Below are 23810 nucleotides of genomic sequence, written 5' to 3' on the forward strand. Positions count from 1 at the left end.
GATCATCCTGGCGATGGTTCCGGGCTTGCGCCCATTCTGCGCCTCGACTAGGGAAAATTCGCGAGGCCGGAGAGGGAGAACTCCCACGGCGGGAGGATCCGCGCAACGCTGTGGCGACGGCGGCGCTGGAGGCGCAGGGAGGCGCGAGAACAATGCTCATCATGCCCGCGCCGGAGCCGGACATTCTCGCGCGCCGGGACGAGCTGATCGCGCGGTTGCGCGACATTCTGCCGGCGCCCGATCTCATTGTCGATGAGACGGCGCGGCGCGCCTATGAGTGCGACGCCTTCACCATGTATCGCGCGCTGCCGCTCGTGGTCGCGCTGCCCGAGACCGTTGCGCAGGTGAGCGTCATTCTCGCGCTCGCCGCCGAGATGAACGTCAAGATCGTGCCGCGCGGCGCCGGCACGTCGCTTTCGGGGGGCTCCATGCCGCTCGAGGACGGCATTCTTCTCGGCATGTCGAAGTTCAACCGCATCCTTGAGATCGATTACGAAAACCGCTGCGCGCGCGTGCAGCCCGGCGTGCAGAACCTCGCCATTTCCAAGGCGGTTGAGGGCAGGGGCTTCTATTACGCGCCCGATCCGTCGTCGCAGATCGCCTGCTCCATCGGCGGCAATGTCGCGGAGAATGCGGGCGGCGTGCATTGCCTCAAATACGGGCTGACGACGAACAATATACTCGGTCTCGAAGTCGTGCTGATGGGCGGCGAGGTCGTTCGCCTCGGCGGCAAGCATCTCGACAGCGAGGCATACGATCTCCTGGGATTGATGACGGGCTCGGAAGGACTTCTCGGCGTCGTCACGGAAGTCACCGTGCGCATTTTGCAGAAGCCCGCCGTGGCGCGCGGCCTGCTCGTCGGCTTCCCGAGCGTTACGGCCGGCGCGCGCTTCGTCGGCGCGGTGATTGCGCGCGGGATCATTCCCGGCGGCATGGAGATGATGGACAGGAAGACCATCCACGCCGTCGAGCGCTTCCAGCCCTGCGGCTATCCGCTCGACGCCGAGGCCATCGTCATCGTCGAGCTCGACGGCGCGCAGGCGGAGGTGGATCATCTCGTCGGCCTCGTGGAAGGAATCGCGCGCGAGGAAGGCGCGACCACGACGAAGATTTCGCACAGCGAGGCCGAGCGCCTGCAATTCTGGGCGGGGCGCAAGAACGCGTTCCCGGCGGTCTCCTGCATCAAGCCGGATTATCTCTGCATGGACGGCACGATCCCGCGCGCGCGCCTGCCCGAAGTGCTCGAAGGCATGGACGAAATCGCCAGACGCGAAGGCCTGCAGGTCGCCAATGTCTTTCACGCGGGCGACGGCAATCTGCATCCGCTGATATTGTACGACTCATCGATTGAGGGCGACATCGAGCGCGCGGAGCGCGTGGGCTTCGACATTTTGCGCCTCTGCGTGTCCGTCGGCGGCGTGCTGACCGGCGAGCATGGCGTCGGCGTCGAGAAGCGCGATCTGATGGGCGAGATGTTCAACGAGACGGATCTTGAGCAACAATTGCGCGTCAAATGCGCCTTCGACCCGGCGAACCGCCTCAATCCCGGCAAGGTCTTCCCGACGCTGCATCGCTGCGCCGAATTCGGCATGATGCATGTCTCGGGCGGCAAGACGCCTTTTCCGGATCTGCCGAGGTTCTGATGGACGCCGCGATCGCTTCGCTGGAAGTTCGAGACGCCGTCGACGCGGCGGAAGCGTTGCGCATCGCGAACGCCCGCAAGACCCCCGTCGGCATTATCGGCGCGGGCACGAAGAAACGGCTCGGCCGCCATGCGCCGCAGCCGCAGGAATTGTCGACCCGTGCGCTCTCGGGCGTGACGCTCTACGAGCCGGAGGAGCTTGTTCTCTCCGCGCGCGCGGGCGCTCCCTTGCGCGAGATCGAGGCCCTGCTCGACGCGCATAATCAGCAGCTCGCCTTCGAGCCGATGGATTATGCGCCGCTTCTCGGCGGCGCGACGAAGAGCGCCACGATCGGCGGCGTCATTGCGGTTAACGCCTCGGGCCCCCGCCGCGTCAAGGCAGGCGCCGCGCGCGACCATCTGCTGGGCTTTCATTGCGTCACGGGGCGCGGCGAGATCGTGAAATCGGGCGGTCGAGTGATGAAGAACGTCACCGGCTACGACCTTTCCAAGCTTGTCTGCGGCTCGTACGGCACGCTCGCGCTTCTGACCGAAGTGACGCTGAAAGTGCTGCCCAAGGCCGAGACGGAGCAGACCTTGCTGGTTCTCGGCCTCGACGAGGCGCAAAGCCTCGCCGCCTTGCGCCGCGCCTCCGGCACGCCGAACGAAGTGTCTTCCCTCGCCATGCTGCCCGCCGGCGCCGAGCCGCTCGGCTATGCCGAAAACGCCGCCTTGCTGCGTCTCGAAGGCCCCGAGATTTCCGTCGTCACGCGCCGCGACGCGCTCATCGCTGAACTGCGTGAGAACGGCGCGCATTTCGAAACATTGGCCCATGAGGAGTCGGTCGCGCTCTGGGCGTCGCTGCGCGACGCGGCGCCGATCGCGTCTCTTACGGGCAAGATCTGGCGCATCTCCGTCGCGCCGACGGACGGATTCAAGGTGATCGAAGCGCTTCGCCGCGCCGGCGCGCCGATTCTGGCGCATTTCTACGACTGGGCGGGCGGGATGATCTGGCTGTGTCTTGAGTCGGCGCCCGACGCTCACGCGGCCGCGGTTCGCGCCGCCGTCGACGCACATGGCGGTCATGCGACGCTCATCCGCGCTTCGGACGAGGCGCGGATGAGCGTGGACGTGTTTCACCCGCAGCCTGCGCCGCTCGCCGCGCTCACAAGGCGCGTGAAGGAGAGCTTCGATCCCGCGCATATTCTGGAGCGCGGCCGTATGCGCGAGTCCTTCTGATGCAGACGCATTTCTCGCTCGCCGCGCTTGCGGACCCGGACATGGCGCAGTCGGAGAAAATTCTGCGCGCCTGCGTGCATTGCGGCTTCTGCACCGCGACCTGCCCGACCTATCTGCTGACGGGCGACGAGCTCGACAGCCCGCGCGGCCGCATTTATCTCATCAAGGAGATGCTGGAGAACGAGCGTCCGGCCGACGCGCGCACGGCGCGCCACATCGACCGCTGCCTCTCCTGCTTTTCCTGCATGACGACCTGTCCGTCCAGCGTGCATTACATGCACCTCGTCGACCATGCGCGCGCCCATATCGAGAGGACGTATCGGCGGCCTTTGCAGGACAGGGCGCTGCGCGCGCTGCTCGCCTTCGTGCTGCCGCGCCCGGCCGTGTTCCGGCTGGCGTTGCGCGCCGCCAAAATCCTCGCGCCTTTCGCGGGATTCCTGCCCGAACGCCTTCATGCGCTTTTCACTCTCGCGCCGAAGACGCTTCCGGCGCCTTCCGAGATCGACCGGCCGCAGGTCTTTCCCGCGCAGGGCGGACGCAAAATGCGCGTCGCGCTTCTGAACGGCTGCGCGCAGACCGTGCTCGACACGCGCATAAACGAAGCGACCGTGCGGCTGCTGACGCGCCACGGCGTCGAGGTGGTCGTCGCCGAAGGCGCCGGCTGCTGCGGCGCGCTGCCGCATCATCTGGGCAAGGTGGATCAGTCGCACGCCTTCGCGCGCGACAATATCGAAGCATGGACCCGTGAGATTGAATCGCGCGGACTCGACCATATCGTCGTCAATACGTCCGGCTGCGGGACGAGCGTGAAGGATTACGGCTTCATGTTCCGCAACGACGCAGCGCTCGCGGAAAAGGCCGCCCGCATTTCGGCGCTGGCTTGCGACGTGAGCGAGATTGTCGAAAAGCTCGATCTGCAAGGTTCGGCGCCGCGTCTGAAAGTCGCCTATCACGCGGCCTGTTCGCTTCAGCACGGCCAGAAAGTCACGCGGCAGCCGGTAGAAGCGCTCGCCCGCGCCGGCTTCGAGGTCGTCGCCGCGCCCGAGGGGCATATCTGTTGCGGCTCTGCCGGGACTTACAATCTTCTGCAATCGGAGCTGGCCGACCAGCTTCGCGCGCGCAAGGTGGCCAATATTGAGAGCGTCGCGCCCGATGTGATCGCCGCCGGCAATCTGGGTTGCATCGTGCAGATCGGCGGGGGAACCGCGATCCCGATCGTGCACACGGTCGAGCTTCTTGACTGGGCGACGGGCGGGCCGAAGCCGGAGGCGGCGTGAAGGCGTGGTCAGGCTAACAGGGTGAACGCCCCGGGCGTGAGCGAATCCCTCCCCTTTAGGGGGTGGCCCCGCGAAGCGGTCTTCGACCGCCGACCTCCCCGTAAAGGGGAGGTATTGGGCGCCAACTACGCAGGATGATTGTTCAACCCGATCGCCTCTCGCAATGACGGCGCCTCGCTCTTACCTCAAAAACCCCACAATGTCCTTCACCGCGTTCATATTCTCGCGGGCGATGGCGCGGGCGCGTTCGGAGCCGTCGCGCAGCACCTGATCGATATAGCCTTCGTCCTCGCGAATGCGGCGCATCTGGGCGGTGATCGGCGACAGTTTCGCGACGGCGAGATCGACGAGCGCGTTCTTGAAGGTGGAAAAGTTCGCGCCGCCAAATTCCGTGAGAATGTCCGCCTTGCTTCGCCCCGAGAGCGCCGCGAAGATGCCGACGAGATTGTCCGCCTCGGGCCGCCCCTCCAGCCCTTTTTCCTCGGAGGGCAGGGGCTCGGGATCGGTCTTGGCCTTCTTCACCTTCTGCGCGATCTGATCGGCGTCGTCCGAGAGATTGATGCGCGAATAATCGGAGGCGTCCGATTTCGACATTTTCTTCGTGCCGTCGCGCAGACTCATCACGCGCGTCGCGGGGCCGGAGATCAGCGGCTCGGGCAAGGGGAAGAAGGCGCCGCCGAAGCCGTTGCGCTCGATGGAGGGACCGAAATCGTTATTGAACTTCTGCGCGATGTCGCGCGCAAGCTCCAGATGCTGCTTCTGGTCGTCGCCGACCGGCACATGCGTCGCGCGATAGATAAGGATGTCGGCGGCCATCAGCACGGGATAATCGAGAAGGCCCATGGAGGCGTTCTCGCGGTCCTTGCCGGCCTTGTCCTTGAACTGCGTCATGCGGTTCAGCCAGCCGATGCGCGCGACGCAATTCAGCACCCAGGCGAGCTCGGCGTGCTCCGCCACCTGGCTCTGGTTGAAGACGATATTCTTCTTGGGGTCGATGCCGCAGGCGAGGAAGGCCGCCGCGATCTCGCGCGTATTGTCGCGCAGCGCGATCGGGTCCTGGGGAACCGTGATCGCGTGCAGGTCGACGACGCAATAAAGGCACTCGAAGGCCTTCTGCAACTCGACGAATTTAACGATCGCGCCGAGATAATTGCCGAGATGCAGATTGCCGGTGGACTGCACGCCGGAGAAGACGCGCTGCGGAAACGTGGACATGGGATACGCCGTCGCGGTTGAGAATGTCGGCCCGGTTTATGGCAATGCCGGGCCGTCAGCGCAAGTGCGCGAAGGTTGACCGCGCGGTCTCGACAAATATACATTGTCTTTACAGGAACGTGGGAAAACTGACGCCGCTCTCCGCCCCTGCGCCGCTTGGCGAGCGGCACGGCGTCAGTCTGTTCGATTGCGACGTCGCGGCGCTCGACGACTGGCTGCGGCGCCGAGCGCTGGCGAACCAGATGAGCAGCGCCTCGCGGACATTCGTCGTCTGCCGGGATGAGCGCGTCATGGGTTATTACGCGCTGGCGGCCGGAGCGATCGCCTCGAACGAGGCGCCGGGACGGCCGCGTCGCAATATGCCGGATCCTATGCCGGTTTTTGTTCTTGGGCGCCTCGCCGTCGATCGCTCCGAACAGGGGCGCATGCTCGGATCGCTGCTTCTCCGCGACGCGGTCATCCGCACCTGCGCCGCCGCCGAATTTGGCGGCGTCGCAGGCCTTCTTGTCCACGCGCTCTCCGAAGACGCGAAGCGCTTTTATATGAATCGCGGCTTCGTCGAATGTCCCTCGAACGCCATGACTCTCGTCGCGCGGCTCAAGGACCTTACAGAATAAACCGGCTCAAATCCCGGTTCTTCGCCAGATCTCCAATATGTTTCTCGACGAATTCGCCGTCGATCACGATCATCTCGCCCGCGCGGTCCGACGCCGTGAAGCTGATGTCGTCCAGCACGCGCTCCATCACCGTCTGCAGGCGGCGCGCGCCGATATTCTCGACTGAGGTGTTCACCGCCACCGCTACTTTCGCGATGGCGTCGATTGCCGTGGGCGCGAATTCCAGGGTCACGCCTTCCGTGCCCATCAGCGCCGCATATTGTTTGGTGAGGCAGGCTTCCGTCTCTGTGAGGATGCGGCGGAAGTCCTCCTCGTTGAGCGAGGCCAGCTCCACGCGGATCGGCAGGCGGCCCTGAAGCTCGGGGAGCAAATCCGATGGCTTCGCGACATGGAAGGCGCCCGAGGCGATGAAGAGCACATGGTCGGTCTTCACCGGCCCGTGCTTCGTCGCGACCGTCGTGCCTTCGATCAGCGGCAGCAGATCGCGCTGCACGCCCTCGCGCGACACGTCGGCGCCGCCGCGGCCTTCGCGGGCGCAGATCTTGTCCATCTCGTCGATGAAGACGATGCCGTTATTCTCGACCTCGTGAATCGCCTCGCGGACGCTCGCCTCCTGGTCGATAAGCTTGTCGCTCTCTTCCGCGACGAGCGGCGTGCGCGCCTCCTGAACCGTGAGCTTGCGCGGCTTACCGCGCTGCATCCGCCCGAAAATGTCGCCGAGCGAGAAGGCCGAGACGCTGCCGCCGCCAGGCATGTTCGGCAATTCGAACATGGGCATGTTCCCGCTCGATTGCTGCAGCTCGACCTCGACTTCCTTGTCTTCCAATTCGCCGTCGCGCAGCCGCTTGCGGAACGTCTCGCGCGTCGTGGGCGAGGCGGCGGGGCCGACGAGCGCGTCGAGCAGGCGCTCCTCGGCGGCCTTTTCGGCGCGCGCCTGCACGTCCTTGCGGCGCTTCTCCTTGACCATCACGAGCGCGACCTCGATCAGGTCGCGCACGATCTGCTCAACGTCGCGGCCGACATAGCCGACCTCGGTGAATTTCGTGGCCTCGACCTTGAGGAAGGGCGCATTGGCGAGCCTCGCGAGACGGCGCGCGATCTCGGTCTTGCCGCAGCCCGTCGGGCCGATCATGAGAATGTTCTTCGGCATCACCTCCTCGCGCATCTGCCCTTCGAGCTGAAGACGGCGCCAGCGGTTGCGCAGCGCGATGGCGACGGCGCGCTTGGCGTCGTGCTGCCCGACGATGAAGCGGTCGAGTTCGGAGACGATCTCGCGGGGAGAGAAGTCGGCCATTAAATTTTCTCCACCACGATATTATGATTCGTATAGACGCAGATGTCGGCGGCGATGTTCATCGCGCGGCGCGCGATCGTCTCGGCGTCGGCTTGCGTGTCGATCAGCGCGCGGCCGGCGGCGAGGGCGTAATTGCCGCCCGAGCCGATGGCGGCGACGGCCCCGCCTTCCGAAGGCTCCGGCTCCAGCACGTCGCCCGAGCCCGTGAGCACGAGCCCCACCTGCCTGTCGGCGACGAGCATCATCGCCTCCAGCCGGCGCAGATAGCGGTCCATGCGCCAGTCCTTGGCGAGCTCCACGCAGGCGCGGGTGAGCTGTCCCGGATATTGCTCGAGCTTCGTCTCCAGCCGCTCGAAAAGGGTGAAGGCGTCGGCGGTCGCCCCGGCGAAGCCCGCGATCACGTCGCCCTTGCCGAGACGGCGCACCTTCTTCGCGTTGCCCTTCATGATCGTCTGGCCGAGGCTGACCTGGCCGTCGCCGGCGATAACCGTTTCTCCCTGTTTCTTCACTAGGATAATCGTCGTCGCATGCATGAGCGGCGACTTCCCGCTTTCGCTTTCCATTGTTGCCTTCCGGAGCAATATATCAGGCGGATGTAGGGGCTTCGCGTCGCCCGAGCAAGGGCGGGGCGAACGGCGGACGGGCGTGAAGGCGCGCGGGTCCCCGGGCCCTTGCCGGACCGCGCGCCTTCAGACGCGCAACCCGGTTATTTCGCGCCGAACCGGTCAGCGATCTCCTGCGCCTCCTTCACCAGCGCGGGGAAGAAGGCTTCCTTCGGCGCGCGCTCGCTGTAGCAATTGCGGTAATCGCGGTCGCCCTTCTCCTGCTCGGCCGTATAGAAATTGAAAATCTTCTCGTCCTTGGCGCCGCTCGCCTGATATTTCTTGAAGAGCGCTTCCGTCTTCTTTTCGGATTCCTTCCACATCGCCTCGCAGGCGGGGATGAGCTTGTAATTCTTCGCCTTCTCCTCGGCGATATAGATCTTTCCATCCTTGCGTACGGCGACGATGATCTCCTGTTCGGGATTGGGGCCGATATCCTGCGCCCAGCCGCCGAGCAGGGCATGGGCGAAAGTTGCGCCCTCGGGCTTTGAAATCGGCAGATCGGCGGTCCTGGAGAGCGCCGCGTCCTCGCCGACCGCGAATGTGTAGAACTCGTCATTCGCCAGCGCCTCGTCGAGGCCGGGCGGGGTCTTGCTCTTCTTCGTCCACCACTCCTCAGGTCTCGCGATCCATTTCACGGCGAGGCCGTCCGTCGTCACATAGACCTGCGGGCCGTCGTCGCCCTTGGCGAATCGCAGGCCGTCGAGGCCGCCGGAGCCCACCTCGTCGTCCGAGAGGCTCTCGAAGCCGATCTTCCCCTTCGCCGGGTAGGGCTTGACCGAGAGGTCGCCGATCATGGCCTGGAGACGCTTCTCCAGATCGGCGAGCGCCTTCCGGTCGATCTTGCTGACGTCGGCGTCGGGCTTCTTCTCTTCGATCTTCTTGATCCTGGCGATCGCCGCGTCGCGCGCCGCGATATAGTCCTCCTCGGGCGTCCCGGCCGCGGCGGCGAGGCCCAGCAGGAGCGCGGGCAGGGCAAGCATCGCAGGTCTCATATCATCCCCCGAAAAACTCGTTTTATCCGACCTTGAGCGCGATCATAGGGCCGCCCAGGCCAAACGGCCAGCGGAGTGAAGCGGCCGTCCATACGGGTGGCGCGGTTGCAACGAAATTGCTACAAGCTGGCGGCGCGCGGCCGATGGACGTTTCGGCGGCGTCTTTCGGAAGGCCTTTTCTCAATGCGCAGCGCCAAGATCGAGCGCAACACCAAGGAAACCGCGATCACCGTCGTCGTCGACCTCGATGGCGGGGGGAAATCCGACATTTCGACGGGAATCGGCTTTTTCGACCATATGCTCGACCAGATTGCCCGCCACGCGCCGCTCGATCTGACGGTGCTCGCCAAGGGCGATCTGCACATTGACGGCCACCACACGGTGGAGGATGTCGGCCTCGCCTTGGGCCAGGCGGTGGACAAGGCGCTCGGCGACCGTAAGGGAATCGCCCGCTATGGCGACGCCCACGTTCCGCTCGACGAGGCGTTGACCCGCGTCGTGGCGGACGTCTCGGGCCGTCCTTTCCTTGTCTATGACGTCAATTTCCCGGCGGCGCGCATCGGCGAATTCGACACCGAGCTGATGCGCGAATTCTTTCAGGCCTTCGCCGTTCAGGCGCGCATCGGATTGCATATCGACAGTCTGAAGGGCGTCAACAGCCATCATATCGCCGAAAGCGCCTTCAAGGGTTTCGCCCGCGCCTTCGGCAAGGCGGTCGCGATCGACCCGCGCCGCGTTCAGGGCGAGGCGCCCTCCACCAAGGGCACGCTGACCGCCTGAGCGGCGGTCGGTTCAAAGCGTCCAGACGAGGAGGGGAGCCCATGGCCGTTTTTACCGTTCACTCGCCGGCGGCGGGCGAGTCGGCGCCGGAGAAGATCAGGTTTTTGCGCGAGGGCTTTTCATGGCCGGGTTTCATCTTCGGCCCCATCTGGCTGCTCTGGAAGCGCGCCTGGATTGCGGCGGCCGCATGGACGCTGCTGCTTGTCGTGATCGGCGGGGCGGGGGAGATCTTGAAGATAAACAAGAGCGCAATGTCCTTCGTCGGCCTCGCGGCCGCGCTGATCCTCGGCTTCGAAGGTGACCGCGTCATTGCATGGTCCTTGCGTCGGCGCGGCTATGCGGAGAAGGACGTGGTGATCGCCGACAATGAGGAGGAGGCGGAGGAGGTCTATTTCGGCCGCCTGCGCGCCCGCTCCCCCCAAACGCTTCCCGCGGAGAGCGGCGCTTGACGACAGTCATCATCGATTACGGTTCCGGCAATCTGCATTCGGCGCAGAAGGCTTTCGAGCGCGCCGCCCGCGAGGCGGGTCTCGACGGCGCGATCAGCGTCACGAACGATCCCGACGCCGTGCGGAACGCCGAGCGCCTCGTGCTCCCGGGCGTCGGCGCCTTCGCCGATTGTCGCGGCGGTCTCCTGGCCTTGCCCGGCCTTTACGACGCGCTTCAGGAGGCCGCCATTCAGCGCGGCCGGCCTTTCCTCGGCATTTGCGTCGGCATGCAGCTCATGGCCGCGCGCGGTCTGGAGCATGGCGAGACGCCCGGCCTCGGCTGGGTCGGCGGCGACGTGGTCGCGATCCGGCCGAAAGACCCGTCGCTCAAGATTCCGCATATGGGCTGGAACACGTTGTCGCTTGCGCGCGAGCATCCGGTCTTTTCCGGCGTTCCCACGGGCGAAAAGGGCCTGCACGCCTATTTCGTCCACTCCTATCACCTGACGCCGGCCGATCCGGCCCATGTGCTGGCGACGACCGATTACGGCGCGCCGCTCACCGCATCCGTCGCGCGCGACAATCTCGTCGGCGTTCAATTCCATCCCGAAAAGAGCCAGAGGCTCGGCCTCGCTCTCATCGCAAATTTCCTGAGGTGGCGCCCGTGATTCTGTTTCCCGCGATCGATCTGAAGGAAGGCCAGTGCGTCCGTCTCGCGCAAGGCGACATGGACCGCGCCACGGTCTTCAACGACGATCCCGCCGAACAGGCCCGCGCCTTCGAGGGCCAGGGCTTCGAATATCTGCATGTCGTTGATCTCGACGGGGCCTTCGCCGGCGCCCCGCGCAACGCCGAGGCCGTGGAGGCCATTCTCGGCGCGCTGGCGATCCCGGTCCAGCTCGGCGGCGGCATTCGCGACATGCGCACGCTCTCGGGCTGGCTGGAGAAAGGCGTCGCGCGCGTCATCATCGGCACGGCGGCGGTGCGGGACCCATCCTTCGTGCGCGAGGCCGCGCGCGTCTATCCGGGCCGCGTCGCAGTGGGCATCGACGCCAAGGACGGCATGGTCGCCGTCGACGGCTGGGCGCGCACCACGCGCATGTCGGCGCTCGATCTGGGCCAAAGCTTCGAGGACGCCGGCGTCGCGGCGATCATCTACACCGACATTGCGCGCGACGGAATTCTCACCGGGCTGAACATCGAGCAGACGCTCGCGCTCGCCAATGCGCTGACCATTCCCGTCATCGCGTCTGGCGGCCTCGCCTCGCTTGCGGATATCGAGCGCCTCCTGCAACCCGACTGCGCGAAACTCGCGGGCGCGATTACCGGGCGCGCGCTTTACGACGGGCGCCTCGATCCGGCGGAGGCGCTGGCGCTGATTAAGAAGGCGCGGGCGTGATGATGCAAGCGCACGAACGCCGGTCGCGAGCAAATCCCTCCCCTTTACGGGGAGGGTGGCGCAGCAAAGCTGCGACGGGTGGGGTCCAGCCCGCATCACTGCTGTCGCCGCTGGAACCCCACCCGGCGGCCTTCGACCGCCGACCTCCCCGTAAAGGGGAGGCATGGGGCGCCGCCGACATTGTGGTTGACGCCCCTCCCGCTTCGAGACGCCCGCTTTGCGGGCTCCTCAGCATGAGGGGCTTTTTCTTGGCCCAAGATGTTAGGCCTCATCCTGAGGAGCGAGCGAAGCTCGCGTCTCGAAGGACGAGGCCGCCTCGGGTAGTGATCAGCGAACTGCGAGATTCTTTGAGGATGGATTTGGTCGCTACCCCAACGGCATCCGAGGCCGCCTGATGCTGAAAGCCCGCGTCATTCCGTGCCTCGACGTGAAGGAAGGCCGCGTCGTCAAGGGCGTCAATTTCGTCGATCTGCGCGACGCCGGCGATCCGGTCGAATGCGCCATCGCCTATGACGCCGCCGGCGCCGACGAACTCTGCTTCCTCGACATCACCGCGAGCCATGAAAATCGCGGCATTCTGTTCGAAGTCGTGCGGCGCACCGCGGAGGCCTGCTTCATGCCGCTCACCGTCGGCGGCGGCGTGCGCACGCTTGACGACATCCGCAATCTGCTCCTCGCCGGCGCCGACAAGGCCTCGATCAACACGGCCGCCGTCTCGAACCGGCAATTCGTGCGCGAGGCGGCGGAGAAATTCGGCGCGCAATGCATCGTCGTCGCCATCGACGCGAAGCAGGTAGGGCCTGACAAGTGGGAGATCTTCACCCATGGCGGCCGCCGCCCGACCGGCATCGACGCCGTCAAATATGCGCGCGAAGTGACGGCGCTCGGGGCAGGGGAAATCCTGCTCACCTCCATGGACCGCGACGGCGCCAGGATCGGCTTCGACATTGCGCTGACGCGCGCCGTGGCGGACGCCGTGACCGTGCCGGTCATCGCCTCGGGCGGCGTTGGCGATCTCGATCACCTCGTCGCCGGCATTCGCGAGGGCCATGCGACCGCCGTGCTCGCGGCGTCGATCTTCCACTTCGGCGAATACACGATCCCGCAGGCGAAGCGGCACATGGCGGCGGCGGGCCTGCCGATGCGGCTGGACGGTTTGGAGGCATGATGTTTCGACTGACCCCCTCCCTGGCCCTCCCCCTTTCAGGGAGAGGGAACGAACACGTCGATCTGCGCCCCCTTCCCCTGAAAGGGGGAGGGTCGGGGTCGCTATGCGCCGAACGCAGAGGCCGCCAATGACCTTCACCCTCGACGACCTCGCCGCCCTCATCAAATCGCGCCGCAGCGACACCGCTTCGAACTCCTACACCAGGCAGCTCTTCGACGCCGGCGTCCCGCGCATTTCGAAGAAATTCGGCGAGGAGGCGTTCGAGGCCGTCATCGCCGCGATGGAGGGCGACAGGAAGGCGCTGACCAGCGAGGCCGCCGACGTGCTCTACCATCTGCTGGTGCTGCTCGAAGCCCGCGACGTGACGCTCGCGGAAGTCGTCGCCGAGCTCGGCCGCCGCACGTCGCAATCGGGCCTTGCGGAAAAGGCGTCGCGCGGAGCGCCGAAATGAACGATCTCGGCGCGCAGGAAAACGGTTTGATCTCGCCCTATCGCCGTTTCACCCGCGCCGAATGGGCGAGCCTGCGCGCCGACACGCCGCTGACGCTGAACCTGGATGATCTGACGCGACTCAAATCCGTCGGCGATCCGATCTCGCTCGAAGAAGTCATCGAAATTTATCTGCCGCTCTCGCGCCTGCTCGCGCTTTACGTTGCGGCGACGCAGGGTCTCTTCAAGGCGACGCAGCGCTTTCTCGGCGCCGAGGATGGCAAGGTGCCCTACATTATCGGCGTCGCGGGCTCGGTCGCCGTCGGCAAATCCACGACGGCGCGCATCCTCAAGGCGATGCTGTCGCGCTGGCCCAATACGCCAAAAGTCGAGCTCATCACGACCGACGGCTTTCTCCTCCCCAACGCCGTGCTCGAACGCGAAGACTTGATGGAGAAGAAGGGCTTTCCCGAAAGCTACGACAACAGGGCGCTGCTGCGCTTTCTCTCCGCCGTGAAGGCGGGCCAGCGTCATGTCTGCGCGCCGGTCTATTCGCATCTCGTCTATGACGTGCTGCCCGGCGAGACGACATGCGTCGACGGTCCCGACATTCTTATCGTCGAGGGCGTCAACGTCCTCGCCGCGCGCCCCTCGCGCCAGCCGAAGGAAATTCCCTTCGTTTCGGATTTCTTCGACTTCTCGGTCTACCTCGACGCCAGCGAAGAGCTGCTGGAGCGCTGGTATGTCGAGAGATTTCTGCGCCTGCGCGAGACGGCCTTCCGCGACCCGCGCTCCTACTTTCGTAAATTCGCGGACCTCTCCGACGAGGAGACGGTGCGCGTCGCGAAGGACATCTGGACGCGCATCAATCTCGAAAATCTGCGCCAGAACATCGCGCCGACGCGGCCGCGGGCGAGTCTGATCCTGACCAAGGGCGCCGATCACAGGATCGAGGAAGTGGCGCTACGGAAGCTTTAACCTCTCCCCGCACGCGGGGAGAGGTCGAGCGAAGCGAGGGTGAGGGGCAGGGCGTCCGCTTGAACGATTCGGCAATTCGCGGTCGCTTGGCCCCTCACCCCAACCCTCTCCCCGCACGCGGGGAGAGGGGGCTTCACGCGTTCCCCACTGTCCGCAGCACCGGTCTTGCCGGCCCATGCGTCGGCTTGCCGTCAATGGTGAGCGTCGCGCCCTCGGCGGAGATCTCCACTGTCGCGCCGTCCGCGATCTCGCCCGCGAGCAGCCTTTCGGCCAGCGCGTCCTGCAACTCCTTCTGCAACACGCGCTTCAGGGGACGCGCGCCATAGGCCGGGTCGTAGCCCTTGGCCGCGAGCCAGTCACGCGCCTTGCCGTCCAGATGCAGCGTGATCTTGCGATCCTCCAGCAGCTTCTGGAGCCGCTTCGCCTGGATATCGACGATCGCGCCCATGTCCTCGCGCCGCAGGCGGTGGAACAGGATGATTTCGTCGACGCGGTTCAGGAACTCGGGCCGGAAATGCGCGCGCACCACCGACATCACCTCGTCATGCACCGCGCTCGAGTCCTCGCCCTCCTTCTGCATGACAAGGAATTCAGCGCCGAGATTCGACGTCATGATGATGAGCGTGTTCTTGAAGTCGACCGTGCGGCCCTGGCCGTCCGTCAGGCGCCCGTCGTCGAGCACCTGCAGCAGCACGTTGAACACGTCCGGATGCGCCTTCTCGATCTCGTCGAAGAGCACGACCTGATAGGGCCGGCGGCGAACCGCTTCCGTCAGCGCGCCGCCTTCCTCATAGCCGACATAGCCGGGAGGCGCGCCGATGAGGCGGGCGACGGAGTGCTTTTCCATGTATTCAGACATGTCGAGGCGCACCATCGCGGTCTCGTCGTCGAAGAGGAACGCGGCGAGCGCCTTGGTGAGCTCCGTCTTGCCGACGCCCGTCGGGCCGAGGAAGATGAAGCTGCCGATCGGGCGGTTCGGGTCCTGCAACCCCGCGCGGGCGCGGCGCACGGCGGTCGAGACCGCCTCCACCGCCTCGCGCTGCCCGATGACGCGCTTCGCCAGCTCCTCCTCCATATGGAGAAGCTTCTCGCGTTCGCCCTCCAGCATCTTGTCGACCGGCACGCCCGTCCAGCGCGACACCACCTGCGCAATGTCGTTCGCCGTCACGGCTTCCTCGATCAGCGCGCCCTTGCCCTCGGCCGCCTCGGTGTCCGCAAGCTTCTTCTCGAGGTCCGGGATCACGCCATAGGTCAATTCGCCCGCGCGCTGATATTCGCCGCGGCGCTGCGCCTGGGCGAGTTCGTTGCGCGCGTGTTCAAGCTGCTCTTTCAGCTTCTGGGCGCTGCCGAGCTTGTCCTTCTCCGCCTTCCAGCGCGCGGTGAGCGCGGAGGATTTCTCCTCAAGGTCCGCAAGCTCGCCTTCGAGCTTCGCCAGACGATCCTTCGAGGCCGCGTCCGTCTCCTTCTTCAGCGCCTCCTGCTCGATCTTGAGCTGGATGATTCGGCGGTCGAGTTCGTCCAGCTCCTCGGGCTTGGAGTCGATCTGCATGCGCAGGCGCGACGAGGCTTCGTCCACAAGGTCGATCGCCTTGTCGGGCAGGAAGCGGTCGGAGATGTAGCGGTTCGACAAGGTCGCCGCCGCCACGATGGCGCTGTCGGTGATGCGCACGCCGTGGTGCATCTCATATTTTTCTTTCAGCCCGCGCAGAATCGAAATCGTGTCCTCGACCGTCGGCTCGTCGACGAAGACGGGCTGGAAGCGACGGGCCAGCGCCGCGTCCTTCTCGACATGCTTGCGATATTCGTCGAGCGTGGTCGCGCCGACGCAATGCAGCTCGCCGCGCGCCAGCGCAGGCTTTAAGAGGTTCGACGCGTCCATCGCGCCGTCCGCCTTGCCGGCGCCGACCAGCGTGTGCATCTCGTCGATGAAGAGGATGATCTTGCCCTCGGCGGCCGTGATCTCGCCCAGCACGGCCTTGAGGCGTTCCTCGAACTCGCCGCGATATTTCGCGCCGGCGATGAGCGCGCCCATGTCGAGCGCCAGCAGTTTCTTGTCTTCGAGAGATTCCGGCACGTCGCCATTGACGATGCGCAACGCCAAGCCTTCGACGATCGCCGTCTTGCCGACGCCGGGTTCGCCGATCAACACGGGATTATTCTTCGTGCGGCGCGACAGCACCTGCACGGTGCGGCGAATTTCTTCGTCGCGGCCGATCACCGGATCGAGCTTGCCCTCGCGCGCCGCTTCGGTGAGGTCGCGGGCGTATTTCTTGAGTGCGTCATACTGGTTCTCGGCGGAGGCTGTATCGGCGGTGCGGCCCTTGCGCAGATCCTCGATCGCGGCGTTCAGCGTCTGCGGCGTCACGCCCGCGTCGCGCAGAATCTTCGCGGCCTCTGTGTCCTTCTCCAAGGCCAGCGCCAGCAACAGGCGCTCGACGGTGACATAGGAGTCGCCCGCCTTCTGCGCGATCTGCTCGGCGTTGGCGAAAAGCCGCGCCGTCGCGGGCGCGAGATAAAGCTGACCGGCGCCGGAGCCGGCGACCTTGGGAAGCTTCGCCAGCGCCGCTTCCACCTTGGCCAGCGCCTCGCGCGAATTGCCGCCGGCGCGGTCGATAAGGCCGGCGGAAAGACCCTGCTCGTCGTCGAGCAGAACCTTCAAAATGTGCTCGGGCGTGAATTGCTGATGGCCCTCGCGCGTGGCGAGGCTCTGCGCGCTCTGCACGAATCCGCGCGCGCGTTCGGTATATTTCTCGAAATTCATTCTTTCCCCTCTCGACCTTCGAGGCGCGTCCTCATTTCGAGCGATGCGCCCAGCGTCATGGATTTGCGGCCCCTTATGGCGGCCCTCATGGCGATATGGGGAGGGCGCCCCGGAGTTGAAGGGGGTATGGCGCGCAAGCGTGGCAGGGTAGGGTGCGGCGAACGGGCGCGGGACAAAGCTGAGGCTTCGAGTTGAACGAACTGGAAATCGCGAAAGCCAAGGCGGCCGCCGCCTACAACGCGGCCGCGGATTATTTCGACCACCCGGTCAGCTCCTTCTGGCACCGCTTCGGCCGCCGCACGGTCGAGCGCCTGGGCCTACGGGCGGGCGAAACCGTCCTCGACGTCTGTTGCGGAAGCGGCGGCTCTGCTCTGCCCGCCGCCGAATCGGTCGGGCCGGAGGGAAAAGTCGTCGCGGTCGATCTCGCCGAGCGGCTCGTCGCGCTCGGGGCGGCGAAGGCGCGCGAGAAGGGCCTCCGCCATCTCGACTTCCGGACCGGCGACATGCTGGCGCTGGGCTATCCCGACGCGAGCTTCGACGTCATTATCTGCGTCTTCGGGATTTTCTTCGTCCCCGACATGGTCGCGGCCACGAAAGAGCTCTGGCGGATGCTGCGCCCCGGCGGGCGCCTCGCCATCACCACCTGGGGGCCGGATCTCTTCGAGCCCGCCAATGGCGCCTTCTGGGAGGCCATCGGCGAAGAGCGGCCCGACCTGCTGAAAGGCTTCAACCCCTGGGAGCGGATATCGACGCCCGCGGGCCTGCGGGAAATGCTCGCCGAGGCGGGGATCGCCGAAGCGGAAATCGTCGCGGAAGCCGGAAGCCATCCTATCATTTCGCCGGAGGATTGGTGGCTGATCGCCATGGGGAGCGGCTATCGGGGAACGCTCGCCCAGCTCGACGCCGCGACGCTGGCCCGGGTGCGCGAGAGGAATTTGTCGCGGCTCCGCGGCTGCGAGGCGATCGCGACGAATGTGCTTTACAGCGTGGCTGTCAGGTAGGGAGCTTCCGGCGCTGCGTGAAGCAAGCAACCCGTCATGGCCATCCACGTCTGGACATCGCACAAACGCCGCAAGGCGCGTCAAGCGGGCGTCGCGTGGATGCCCGCGACAAGCGCGGGCATGACGACGTGGAGCGCGGGCCTTCAGGCCCGCATTCACGCGCCCAAATCTCCCCGACTTATCCCCACCCCGCAAACCTCGCTTATGCTTGGCCCGCCTCGCCAACCAACAGGGGCGTCGTCGGGTCGGCGGCGCTGGCGGGGCCGGTTAAGCGCGGGGCGGCGACCCTCGTTCCGCGCGGGAGTTACGGCGCCGCCTGCCGGGTCTCTCCTTGGTGGGGAGAAGCGCGGGGAAATCCGCGCGAAGGCTGGGCGTAGTTTCCGGTCCGCGACGCGCGGCGCGAGTACCGAAAGGGAAAGCGCCGGCGGGCCGGAGGCGGCGCAATGTGAACCCTTGCGCGCGCCCGGGAGCGCGAGCACGTTCCGAAAAAGTTGTCAGACTTTTTCGATCAGAACTTGCTCCAAAGCGCCCCCGGGAAAGAAGCGGCCGCCGCCTGGCGGCCGCGCCGGACGGGCCAAGGTCGCGCGACGACCCCACCCCGGAAGGAAAGGTGCGCGCGAATAAAGACCGCAGCCGGGACGCCTTGGCTCCGACGCGCTTTTCACTCACGCACTCGGCCGAACGGGGCCGGGGCATCCCGGCTTCCTGCAACAGCCCGCGCCGGCTTTCGGCGGCGGGAGTTTTCGTGTTGGGAATTAACGGGAGCCGTTTGCGTGGCCGGACCGGGGGCGGCGCCGTGATGAGAGCGTCGCCCGAAGCATCGCGCCCTTGACAAAAGCCCGCCCCTCCCGCCTTGAGGCCGGAAAACGAACAGCCAGCCGGAGACTCGAATGCGCCTCGCCAAACTCTATCGTTACCCGGTCAAGGGGCTTTCGCCGGAACCGCTCGATTCGGCCGATCTTCCCGCCGACGGCTATTTCCCCTGCGACCGGCTTTTCGCGCTGGAGAACGGTCCCTCGGGCTTCGATCCCGCTTGCCCGGCGCATCAGCCGAAGATCAAGTTTCTCATGCTCATGAGGAACGCCGCGCTGGCGGGGCTCGCGACGCGCTATGACGAGGCCGCCGGCGTGCTGACGATTTCGCGGAAGGGACGGGAGGTGGCTGCGGGCGATCTGCGCAGCGCGGAAGGCCGGGCGGCGATCGAGCGTTTTCTCAGCGATTTCGTCGGCGCGCCGGAGGTTCGGGGGCCAGTGAGGCTGCTTGAAGCGCCGAGCGGCTTCCGCTTCACCGACTCGAAATCAGGCTTTGTTTCGCTCATCAATCTCGCCAGCGTCGCGGCCGTCGAGAAGGCGCAGGGCGCCAAGGTCGATCCGCTGCGCTTTCGCGGCAATCTCTATGTCGGGGACGCCGAGGCCTGGTCGGAGGCGGACTGGCCCGGGAAAAAGCTGCGGATCGGCGGCGCCACGCTCGACGTGCTGAAAATGACGGACCGCTGCGCCGCCACGGGCGTCGAGCCGGGGACCGGCAAGCGCGACATGGACGTCGTGCAGACACTGCGCGATAATTTCGGCCATATCGATTGCGGCGTCTATGCGCGAATCGAGAAGGGCGGGCGAATCTCCGTCGGAGACGCGATATCGCTCGTCTGAAACGAAAAGAGCCGCCCGGCGAAGGGCGGCTCGTCCAAATTCTCGTCCCGCCGTCAGAAGCGGTCCGGCTCGAAGGGCGACTCGCTCGGGGCCGGGGCCTCTTCGCGCGTATCGCCCGCCGGCTCCTCAAGCTGCGCGCGGGCCGGACGGCGGCGGCGGCGCGAGCTCAGATGGAAATTCACGCCCTCATGCTCGCGGGCGGGCTGACGCTCGGCGGACGGGGAGAAGCCCGTTTCGGGCGCCTCGGCCTCGGCGACGACCGGGCGGGCCGGCGGCGCGGTGATGAAGGAGGGCAGGCTCGGCGCCGCCTCGTCATTCGCCTCCGGCCGCTGGAAGCGGCGGTCGCGATTGCGCTCGAAACGGCGCGGCTGGTCGCTGTCGGGGTTGCGCTCGCGGAAAGGCGGACGCTCGGGGCGCGGCGGACGTTCGCCGCGCTCCATGCGCTCGCCGCGCTCGCCCCGCATATCCACCCGCATCTCGCCGATCGGGCGCTCCTCGTAAGGCTGCGGCTGGGGCTGCGGCTGCGTGAAATGCGGCTGCGGCTGGGGTTGTGGCATGAAGGGCTGCGGCTGCGCCTGGTAGACCGGCTGCGGCAGGCGCTCGGAGAGCGGCGCGAAGCGGTCCGGCAGGGCGGCGAAATCGTCGTCGTCCTCCATCTCGACCTCCGCCTCCACCTGCGGGCGGCCGAAACCGTTCGCCTGCTGTTGGGCGACCTGGGCGGCCGCGATCAGGCGGAAATAATGTTCGGCGTGCTGCAGCAGGCTTTCGGCCATGATCGTGTCGCCGGAGGACTGCGCGTCGCGGGCGAGCTGCAGATATTTCTCGGCAATATGCTGAGCGGTGCCGCGGATCTTCACGTCCGGCCCGTTCGACTCATAGGAGCGGGTCAGCGGGTTGGGGCCTTTGCGGCCGCTGCGCCCCCGCATGCGCTTGTTCTGTCCTGGTCTCATCCACTCCCCCGAAAGCTTCGCGCGACGCGCGCGCAAATGACGCAAAACTGGTCGGGTCGACGCCGCGCCGTTCCGCCGAAAAAGATCGTCGGGCCTGCGGCCAGCCGCCGCGCGCTCAAAACGATCGTCTGTGAGAGCGTCTGGCCGCGCTCTCGTTCAATCCCGGGTCCTGCCGCTTGCCGCTGCGCGATCCCCAACAAGCGTTCGGCGACTGGCGACCGTCATTGCGGTCGCTCCATACGAACGCGGCGGACTTTGGCGGTCGCGCATCTTAAAGGGATGCACGCCGCGAAGATCGACGTGGCCTTACTCCGCCGGGATCATGCAGCTTACACGCCAGCCTCTGCCGGCCCTTCCTGGGCTACCGCTCGCGAGGCGGGCCCGGAATATTCGAGATCCCCATCTCGATTTCTTTCAGCTGATATAGGTCAGACTATAGAGGCTGCACCCCCCAGAGCCAAGTACGACGTTGTATCGGCGTTAGCGAAAACCCGAAACTGTGCCCAATATGTCACGACCGCGTGGGCGCCGGGCGCGCCGCCACCACGCGCTCATGTCCGCCTGCGTCCCGGCCGACGCGCGCCACGCCGAAACCCTTGTCGCCGAAGAGCGCGGCCACGCTCACCGCCTGGTCGCAGCCCACCTCGAAAGCGACAAGGCCGTCGGGTTTCGACAGCCTCGGCAGATCCGCGACAAGGTCGCGATAGCAGTCCAGCCCGTCGGGACCGCCGTCGAGCGCGAGCGCCGGATCGTAGAGCCGCACTTCGGGATCGAGCGCGGGAATGTCTCCCGCTCGAATATAAGGTGGGTTGGAGACGATCACGTCGTAAGGTCCGGAAAGAGACTCGCCCCATCGGCCGCGAACCACCCGCGCGCGCGTCGCGAAGCCGCAGCGCGCGAGATTCTCCGCCGTTGCGGCGCAGGCGTCCGCCGAGAGATCGACGGCGACGCCCCGCGCGCGCGGCAATTCGCTGAGCAGCGCGCAGATGATCGCGCCGGAGCCGCAACCGAGATCGAGAATCTCGAGCGGCGCGTCGCGCTTCTCGACCAGCGCCAAAGTCGTTTCCACAAGCGTTTCAGTGTCGGAGCGCGGGTCGAGCACATTGGGCGCGATGACCAGGTCGAGCGTCCAGAAGCCGCGCTCGCCCAAAATGCGAGAGACGGGCTCGCGCGCGGCGCGCCGAGCGGCGTAGCGCGACAGGCGCTCGGCTTCGGCTTCGGCGAGCGGCGCCTGCGGCGACATGGCGAGCTGCAGGCGCGTCAAACCGGCGGCGGCGCGCAGCAAGGCGCGCGAATCTTCTTGCGCCTCGTCGGGCGCGACGCCGCTGGCGACGAGATAGGCCGCGACCTCGGCGATCGCCTGCGCGCGCGAGGTTGTCTTCTCGGGATCGGCAGAGGCGGTTGCGGGTTCGCGACTCACTTGTGCTTATGCGCCTTTCGCGATGAGGGCGGAGAGACGCCTGGCGAAGGCCGCCGGGTCCACCGGCTGCTCGCCGTCGGCGACGCGGGCGAGGTCAAGCAGCAGATGCATGCCGTCCGCAGCGCCGCCGCGACCCTTGTCGCGCAGGCTCATCACGAGCGCGGCTACGGCCGGGTGCCTGGCGTTGATCTCAAGCACCGGCTTGCCGAAGAGTCCGTTCTGCCCGCTTTCCGAGAGAATGCGCGCGAGCTGGCGGTCCAGGCCCTTGTCGGATGCGACGAGACAGGCGGCGCTCTCGGTCAGGCGCGTCGAGACGCGGACGTCCTCGACCGAATCTGCGAGCGTCTCCCTCAGAGCGGCGACAAGATCGCCGACATCCGCTGCGGGCTGCGCTTCGTCCTTCGCCTCTTCCGCGAGTGGAACGAGATCAATATCGGCGGCGCCCTGCGTCACGGATTTGAACGGCTTGCCTTCGAAGCCCAGCGCGCTCGTCACCCAGAAGGAATCGACGGGATCGTCGAGAAGCAGAACCTCCACGCCGCGCGCGCGAAAACCTTCGAGCTGCGGGCTTGCGGCCAGCCGCTTCGCGTCGTCGCCCGTGATGTAATAGATCGCCGTCTGATTCTCGCGCAGATCGGCGACGTAATCCTTCAGCGTCCGCGCCTTGCCCTCGGACTTCGTGGAGGCGAAGCCGGCGATGGCGAAGAGATCGTCGCGGCGGCTCGGATCCTCGTGCAGGCCTTCCTTCAGAACGGCGCCGAAGTTCTCCCACACGGCCGCGAATTTCTCCGGCTCATGCTCGGCGAGCTTCTTCAGCTCTTGCAGAATACGAGTCGCGACCGCCTTGCCGATGGAGGCGATGGCGGGGCTCTTCTGCGCCATCTCGCGCGAGACGTTGAGCGGAATGTCTGCGCTGTCGACCACGAGCCGCACGAAGCGCAGAAAGGCTGGAAGCAGCTCCGCCTCACGAGAGATCAGCACGCGGCGCACATAGAGCTTGGACTTGCTCTTGCGCGAGGGCTCGAAGAGATCGAAGGGGCGCGCGCTCGGGACAAAAGCGAGCACGGTATATTCGGTGCGTCCCTCGGCGCGCCAATGCGCCGTCAGCGCCGGCTCGTCATAGGCGCCGGAAAGCTGGCGGTAGAAATCCGTGTATTGCTCCTGCGTGATCTCGGATTTCGGCTTGGCCCAGAGCGCTGCGCCGTCTGCGATGCGGCGCGGCTCCTTGCCGGGCTCCTCGACGAGGTCGATCGGCGTCGAGACCGCGCCGGAGTGCTCGCGCACGATGTTTTCGATTCGCCAGGGCTCGAGAAACTCGCCGCTCTCGGCGTTGAGATGCAGCGTCACGCGCGCGCCGACGGGAGGAGCCTTCTCAGGCGCGAGCGGCGCGATGGAATAGGTTCCCTTGCCCTCGGACGACCACAGCCAGGCCTCGTCCTCGCCGGCGCGTCGCGTCGCGACCTCGACGAGGTCCGCGACCATGAAGACGGAATAGAAGCCCACGCCGAATCGGCCGATGAGCGAGGAGCCTTCGCTCCCATTCTCCTTGCCGAGCTTTTCGAGAAAAGCGCGGGTGCCGGAATTGGCGATGGCGCCGAGCGCGCTGACGAGCTCGTCATGCGACATGCCGACGCCATTGTCGGCGACGGTGAGCTGGCGCCTCTCCTTGTCGAGCGTGATCGTAACGAGCGGCGCGCCCGCTTGCGCGGCGAGCTTTTCGTTGGAGAGCGATTCGTAGCGCAGCTTCTCGCAAGCATCGGCGGCGTTTGAGATCAGTTCGCGCAGGAAGACGTCGCGCTCCGAATAGACGGAGTGCGTCATCAATTCGAGGAGCTGCGCGACATCCGCTTCGAAGCCGAACTGTTGCGGCGCGTCGGCGGTAGCAGCGTCGTTGGTCATGGAGTCTCCAAATACGGTCGCGCTCCGTCGGGGGAGCGCCTGATTAAAAAGGGAAACGAGGCGGTCTTGCGGCCGCGCCTCCTCAATT

21 protein-coding genes are annotated in these 23810 nt (G+C 66.1%); 13 read left to right on the forward strand and 8 right to left on the reverse strand.

Features of this window, described 5'->3' with window-relative positions; translation table 11 throughout:
• Positions 1–152 precede the first annotated feature (152 nt).
• The 3 genes from ACNHKD_RS07710 to glcF are packed head-to-tail and all read left to right on the forward strand — an operon-like array spanning position 153 to position 4137.
• Complete coding sequence (locus tag ACNHKD_RS07710) at positions 153–1643, forward strand: FAD-linked oxidase C-terminal domain-containing protein (protein WP_442756486.1); 1491 nt, start codon at positions 153–155, stop codon at positions 1641–1643.
• A complete protein-coding gene (glcE, locus tag ACNHKD_RS07715) occupies positions 1643–2860 on the forward strand; it encodes a glycolate oxidase subunit GlcE (RefSeq protein WP_442756487.1) in 1218 nt (405 codons plus the stop codon). Before ACNHKD_RS07710 ends, glcE begins: the two co-directional genes overlap by 1 nt.
• Entirely contained in the window at positions 2860–4137 is a 1278-nt protein-coding gene (glcF, locus tag ACNHKD_RS07720; RefSeq protein ID WP_442756488.1) for a glycolate oxidase subunit GlcF, read from the forward strand. Before glcE ends, glcF begins: the two co-directional genes overlap by 1 nt.
• Positions 4138–4317: 180 nt before the next feature.
• On the opposite strand, the gene trpS is transcribed toward glcF, so the two are convergent.
• Positions 4318–5352, reverse strand: a complete 1035-nt coding sequence (gene trpS / locus ACNHKD_RS07725; RefSeq protein ID WP_442756489.1) for a tryptophan--tRNA ligase — start codon at positions 5350–5352, stop codon at positions 4318–4320.
• Between the two features lie 128 nt (positions 5353–5480).
• On the opposite strand from trpS, the gene ACNHKD_RS07730 reads away from it, so the two are divergent.
• Positions 5481–5969, forward strand: a complete 489-nt coding sequence (locus ACNHKD_RS07730; RefSeq protein WP_442756862.1) for a GNAT family N-acetyltransferase — start codon at positions 5481–5483, stop codon at positions 5967–5969.
• Here ACNHKD_RS07730 and hslU read toward each other — a convergent pair.
• From hslU to ACNHKD_RS07745, 3 genes are all read right to left on the reverse strand, one after another.
• Complete coding sequence (gene hslU, locus ACNHKD_RS07735) at positions 5959–7263, reverse strand: ATP-dependent protease ATPase subunit HslU (RefSeq protein WP_442756490.1); 1305 nt, start codon at positions 7261–7263, stop codon at positions 5959–5961. The genes ACNHKD_RS07730 and hslU overlap by 11 nt on opposite strands.
• The gene (gene hslV / locus ACNHKD_RS07740) at positions 7263–7826 is read right to left on the reverse strand and encodes an ATP-dependent protease subunit HslV (protein WP_442756491.1); all 564 of its coding nucleotides are present in this window, start codon (positions 7824–7826) and stop codon (positions 7263–7265) included. The genes hslU and hslV overlap by 1 nt, the downstream gene beginning before the upstream one ends.
• Before the next feature lie 143 nt (positions 7827–7969).
• Positions 7970–8848: a hypothetical protein gene (locus tag ACNHKD_RS07745; RefSeq protein ID WP_442756492.1), complete on the reverse strand. Its 879-nt coding sequence runs from the start codon at positions 8846–8848 to the stop codon at positions 7970–7972.
• A 195-nt stretch (positions 8849–9043) separates the two neighbouring features.
• Here ACNHKD_RS07745 and hisB point away from each other — a divergent pair, with 195 nt between their 5' ends.
• From hisB to coaA, 7 genes are all read left to right on the forward strand, one after another.
• Positions 9044–9640 carry an imidazoleglycerol-phosphate dehydratase HisB gene (gene hisB, locus ACNHKD_RS07750; RefSeq protein WP_442756493.1) on the forward strand — a complete coding sequence of 199 codons (597 nt, stop codon included), beginning with the start codon at positions 9044–9046 and terminating at the stop codon, positions 9638–9640.
• 41 nt (positions 9641–9681) lie between these two features.
• Positions 9682–10089, forward strand: coding sequence for a DUF2628 domain-containing protein (locus ACNHKD_RS07755; protein WP_442756494.1), 408 nt, complete (start codon positions 9682–9684; stop codon positions 10087–10089).
• Entirely contained in the window at positions 10086–10736 is a 651-nt protein-coding gene (gene hisH, locus ACNHKD_RS07760) for an imidazole glycerol phosphate synthase subunit HisH (RefSeq protein ID WP_442756495.1), read from the forward strand. Before ACNHKD_RS07755 ends, hisH begins: the two co-directional genes overlap by 4 nt.
• A complete protein-coding gene (hisA, locus tag ACNHKD_RS07765; protein ID WP_442756496.1) occupies positions 10733–11467 on the forward strand; it encodes a 1-(5-phosphoribosyl)-5-[(5-phosphoribosylamino)methylideneamino]imidazole-4-carboxamide isomerase in 735 nt (244 codons plus the stop codon). Before hisH ends, hisA begins: the two co-directional genes overlap by 4 nt.
• 394 nt (positions 11468–11861) lie before the next feature.
• Positions 11862–12635, forward strand: coding sequence for an imidazole glycerol phosphate synthase subunit HisF (gene hisF / locus ACNHKD_RS07770; protein WP_442756497.1), 774 nt, complete (start codon positions 11862–11864; stop codon positions 12633–12635).
• Between the two features lie 127 nt (positions 12636–12762).
• Complete coding sequence (locus ACNHKD_RS07775; RefSeq protein ID WP_442756498.1) at positions 12763–13086, forward strand: phosphoribosyl-ATP diphosphatase; 324 nt, start codon at positions 12763–12765, stop codon at positions 13084–13086.
• Entirely contained in the window at positions 13083–14042 is a 960-nt protein-coding gene (gene coaA / locus ACNHKD_RS07780) for a type I pantothenate kinase (RefSeq protein WP_442756499.1), read from the forward strand. Before ACNHKD_RS07775 ends, coaA begins: the two co-directional genes overlap by 4 nt.
• 133 nt (positions 14043–14175) lie before the next feature.
• On the opposite strand, the gene clpB is transcribed toward coaA, so the two are convergent.
• The gene (clpB, locus tag ACNHKD_RS07785) at positions 14176–16803 is read right to left on the reverse strand and encodes an ATP-dependent chaperone ClpB (RefSeq protein WP_442756500.1); all 2628 of its coding nucleotides are present in this window, start codon (positions 16801–16803) and stop codon (positions 14176–14178) included.
• A gap of 191 nt (positions 16804–16994) precedes the next feature.
• Here clpB and ACNHKD_RS07790 point away from each other — a divergent pair, with 191 nt between their 5' ends.
• Positions 16995–17804, forward strand: coding sequence for a class I SAM-dependent methyltransferase (locus ACNHKD_RS07790; protein WP_442756501.1), 810 nt, complete (start codon positions 16995–16997; stop codon positions 17802–17804).
• Between the two features lie 890 nt (positions 17805–18694).
• Entirely contained in the window at positions 18695–19453 is a 759-nt protein-coding gene (locus ACNHKD_RS07795) for an MOSC domain-containing protein (RefSeq protein WP_442756502.1), read from the forward strand.
• A 53-nt stretch (positions 19454–19506) separates the two neighbouring features.
• Here the strand turns inward: ACNHKD_RS07795 and ACNHKD_RS07800 are convergent, their stop codons facing one another.
• From ACNHKD_RS07800 to htpG, 3 genes are all read right to left on the reverse strand, one after another.
• On the reverse strand, positions 19507–20403 hold the full coding sequence (locus ACNHKD_RS07800; RefSeq protein ID WP_442756503.1) for a DUF4167 domain-containing protein: 897 nt from the start codon (positions 20401–20403) through the stop codon (positions 19507–19509).
• Between the two features lie 511 nt (positions 20404–20914).
• The gene (prmC, locus tag ACNHKD_RS07805; protein WP_442756504.1) at positions 20915–21823 is read right to left on the reverse strand and encodes a peptide chain release factor N(5)-glutamine methyltransferase; all 909 of its coding nucleotides are present in this window, start codon (positions 21821–21823) and stop codon (positions 20915–20917) included.
• Between the two features lie 6 nt (positions 21824–21829).
• Positions 21830–23722: a molecular chaperone HtpG gene (gene htpG / locus ACNHKD_RS07810; protein WP_442756505.1), complete on the reverse strand. Its 1893-nt coding sequence runs from the start codon at positions 23720–23722 to the stop codon at positions 21830–21832.
• Between the last annotated feature and the right edge of the window lie 88 nt (positions 23723–23810).

This window comes from Methylocystis sp. JAN1, from assembly GCF_052186135.1.
Taxonomy (GTDB): domain Bacteria; phylum Pseudomonadota; class Alphaproteobacteria; order Rhizobiales; family Beijerinckiaceae; genus Methylocystis.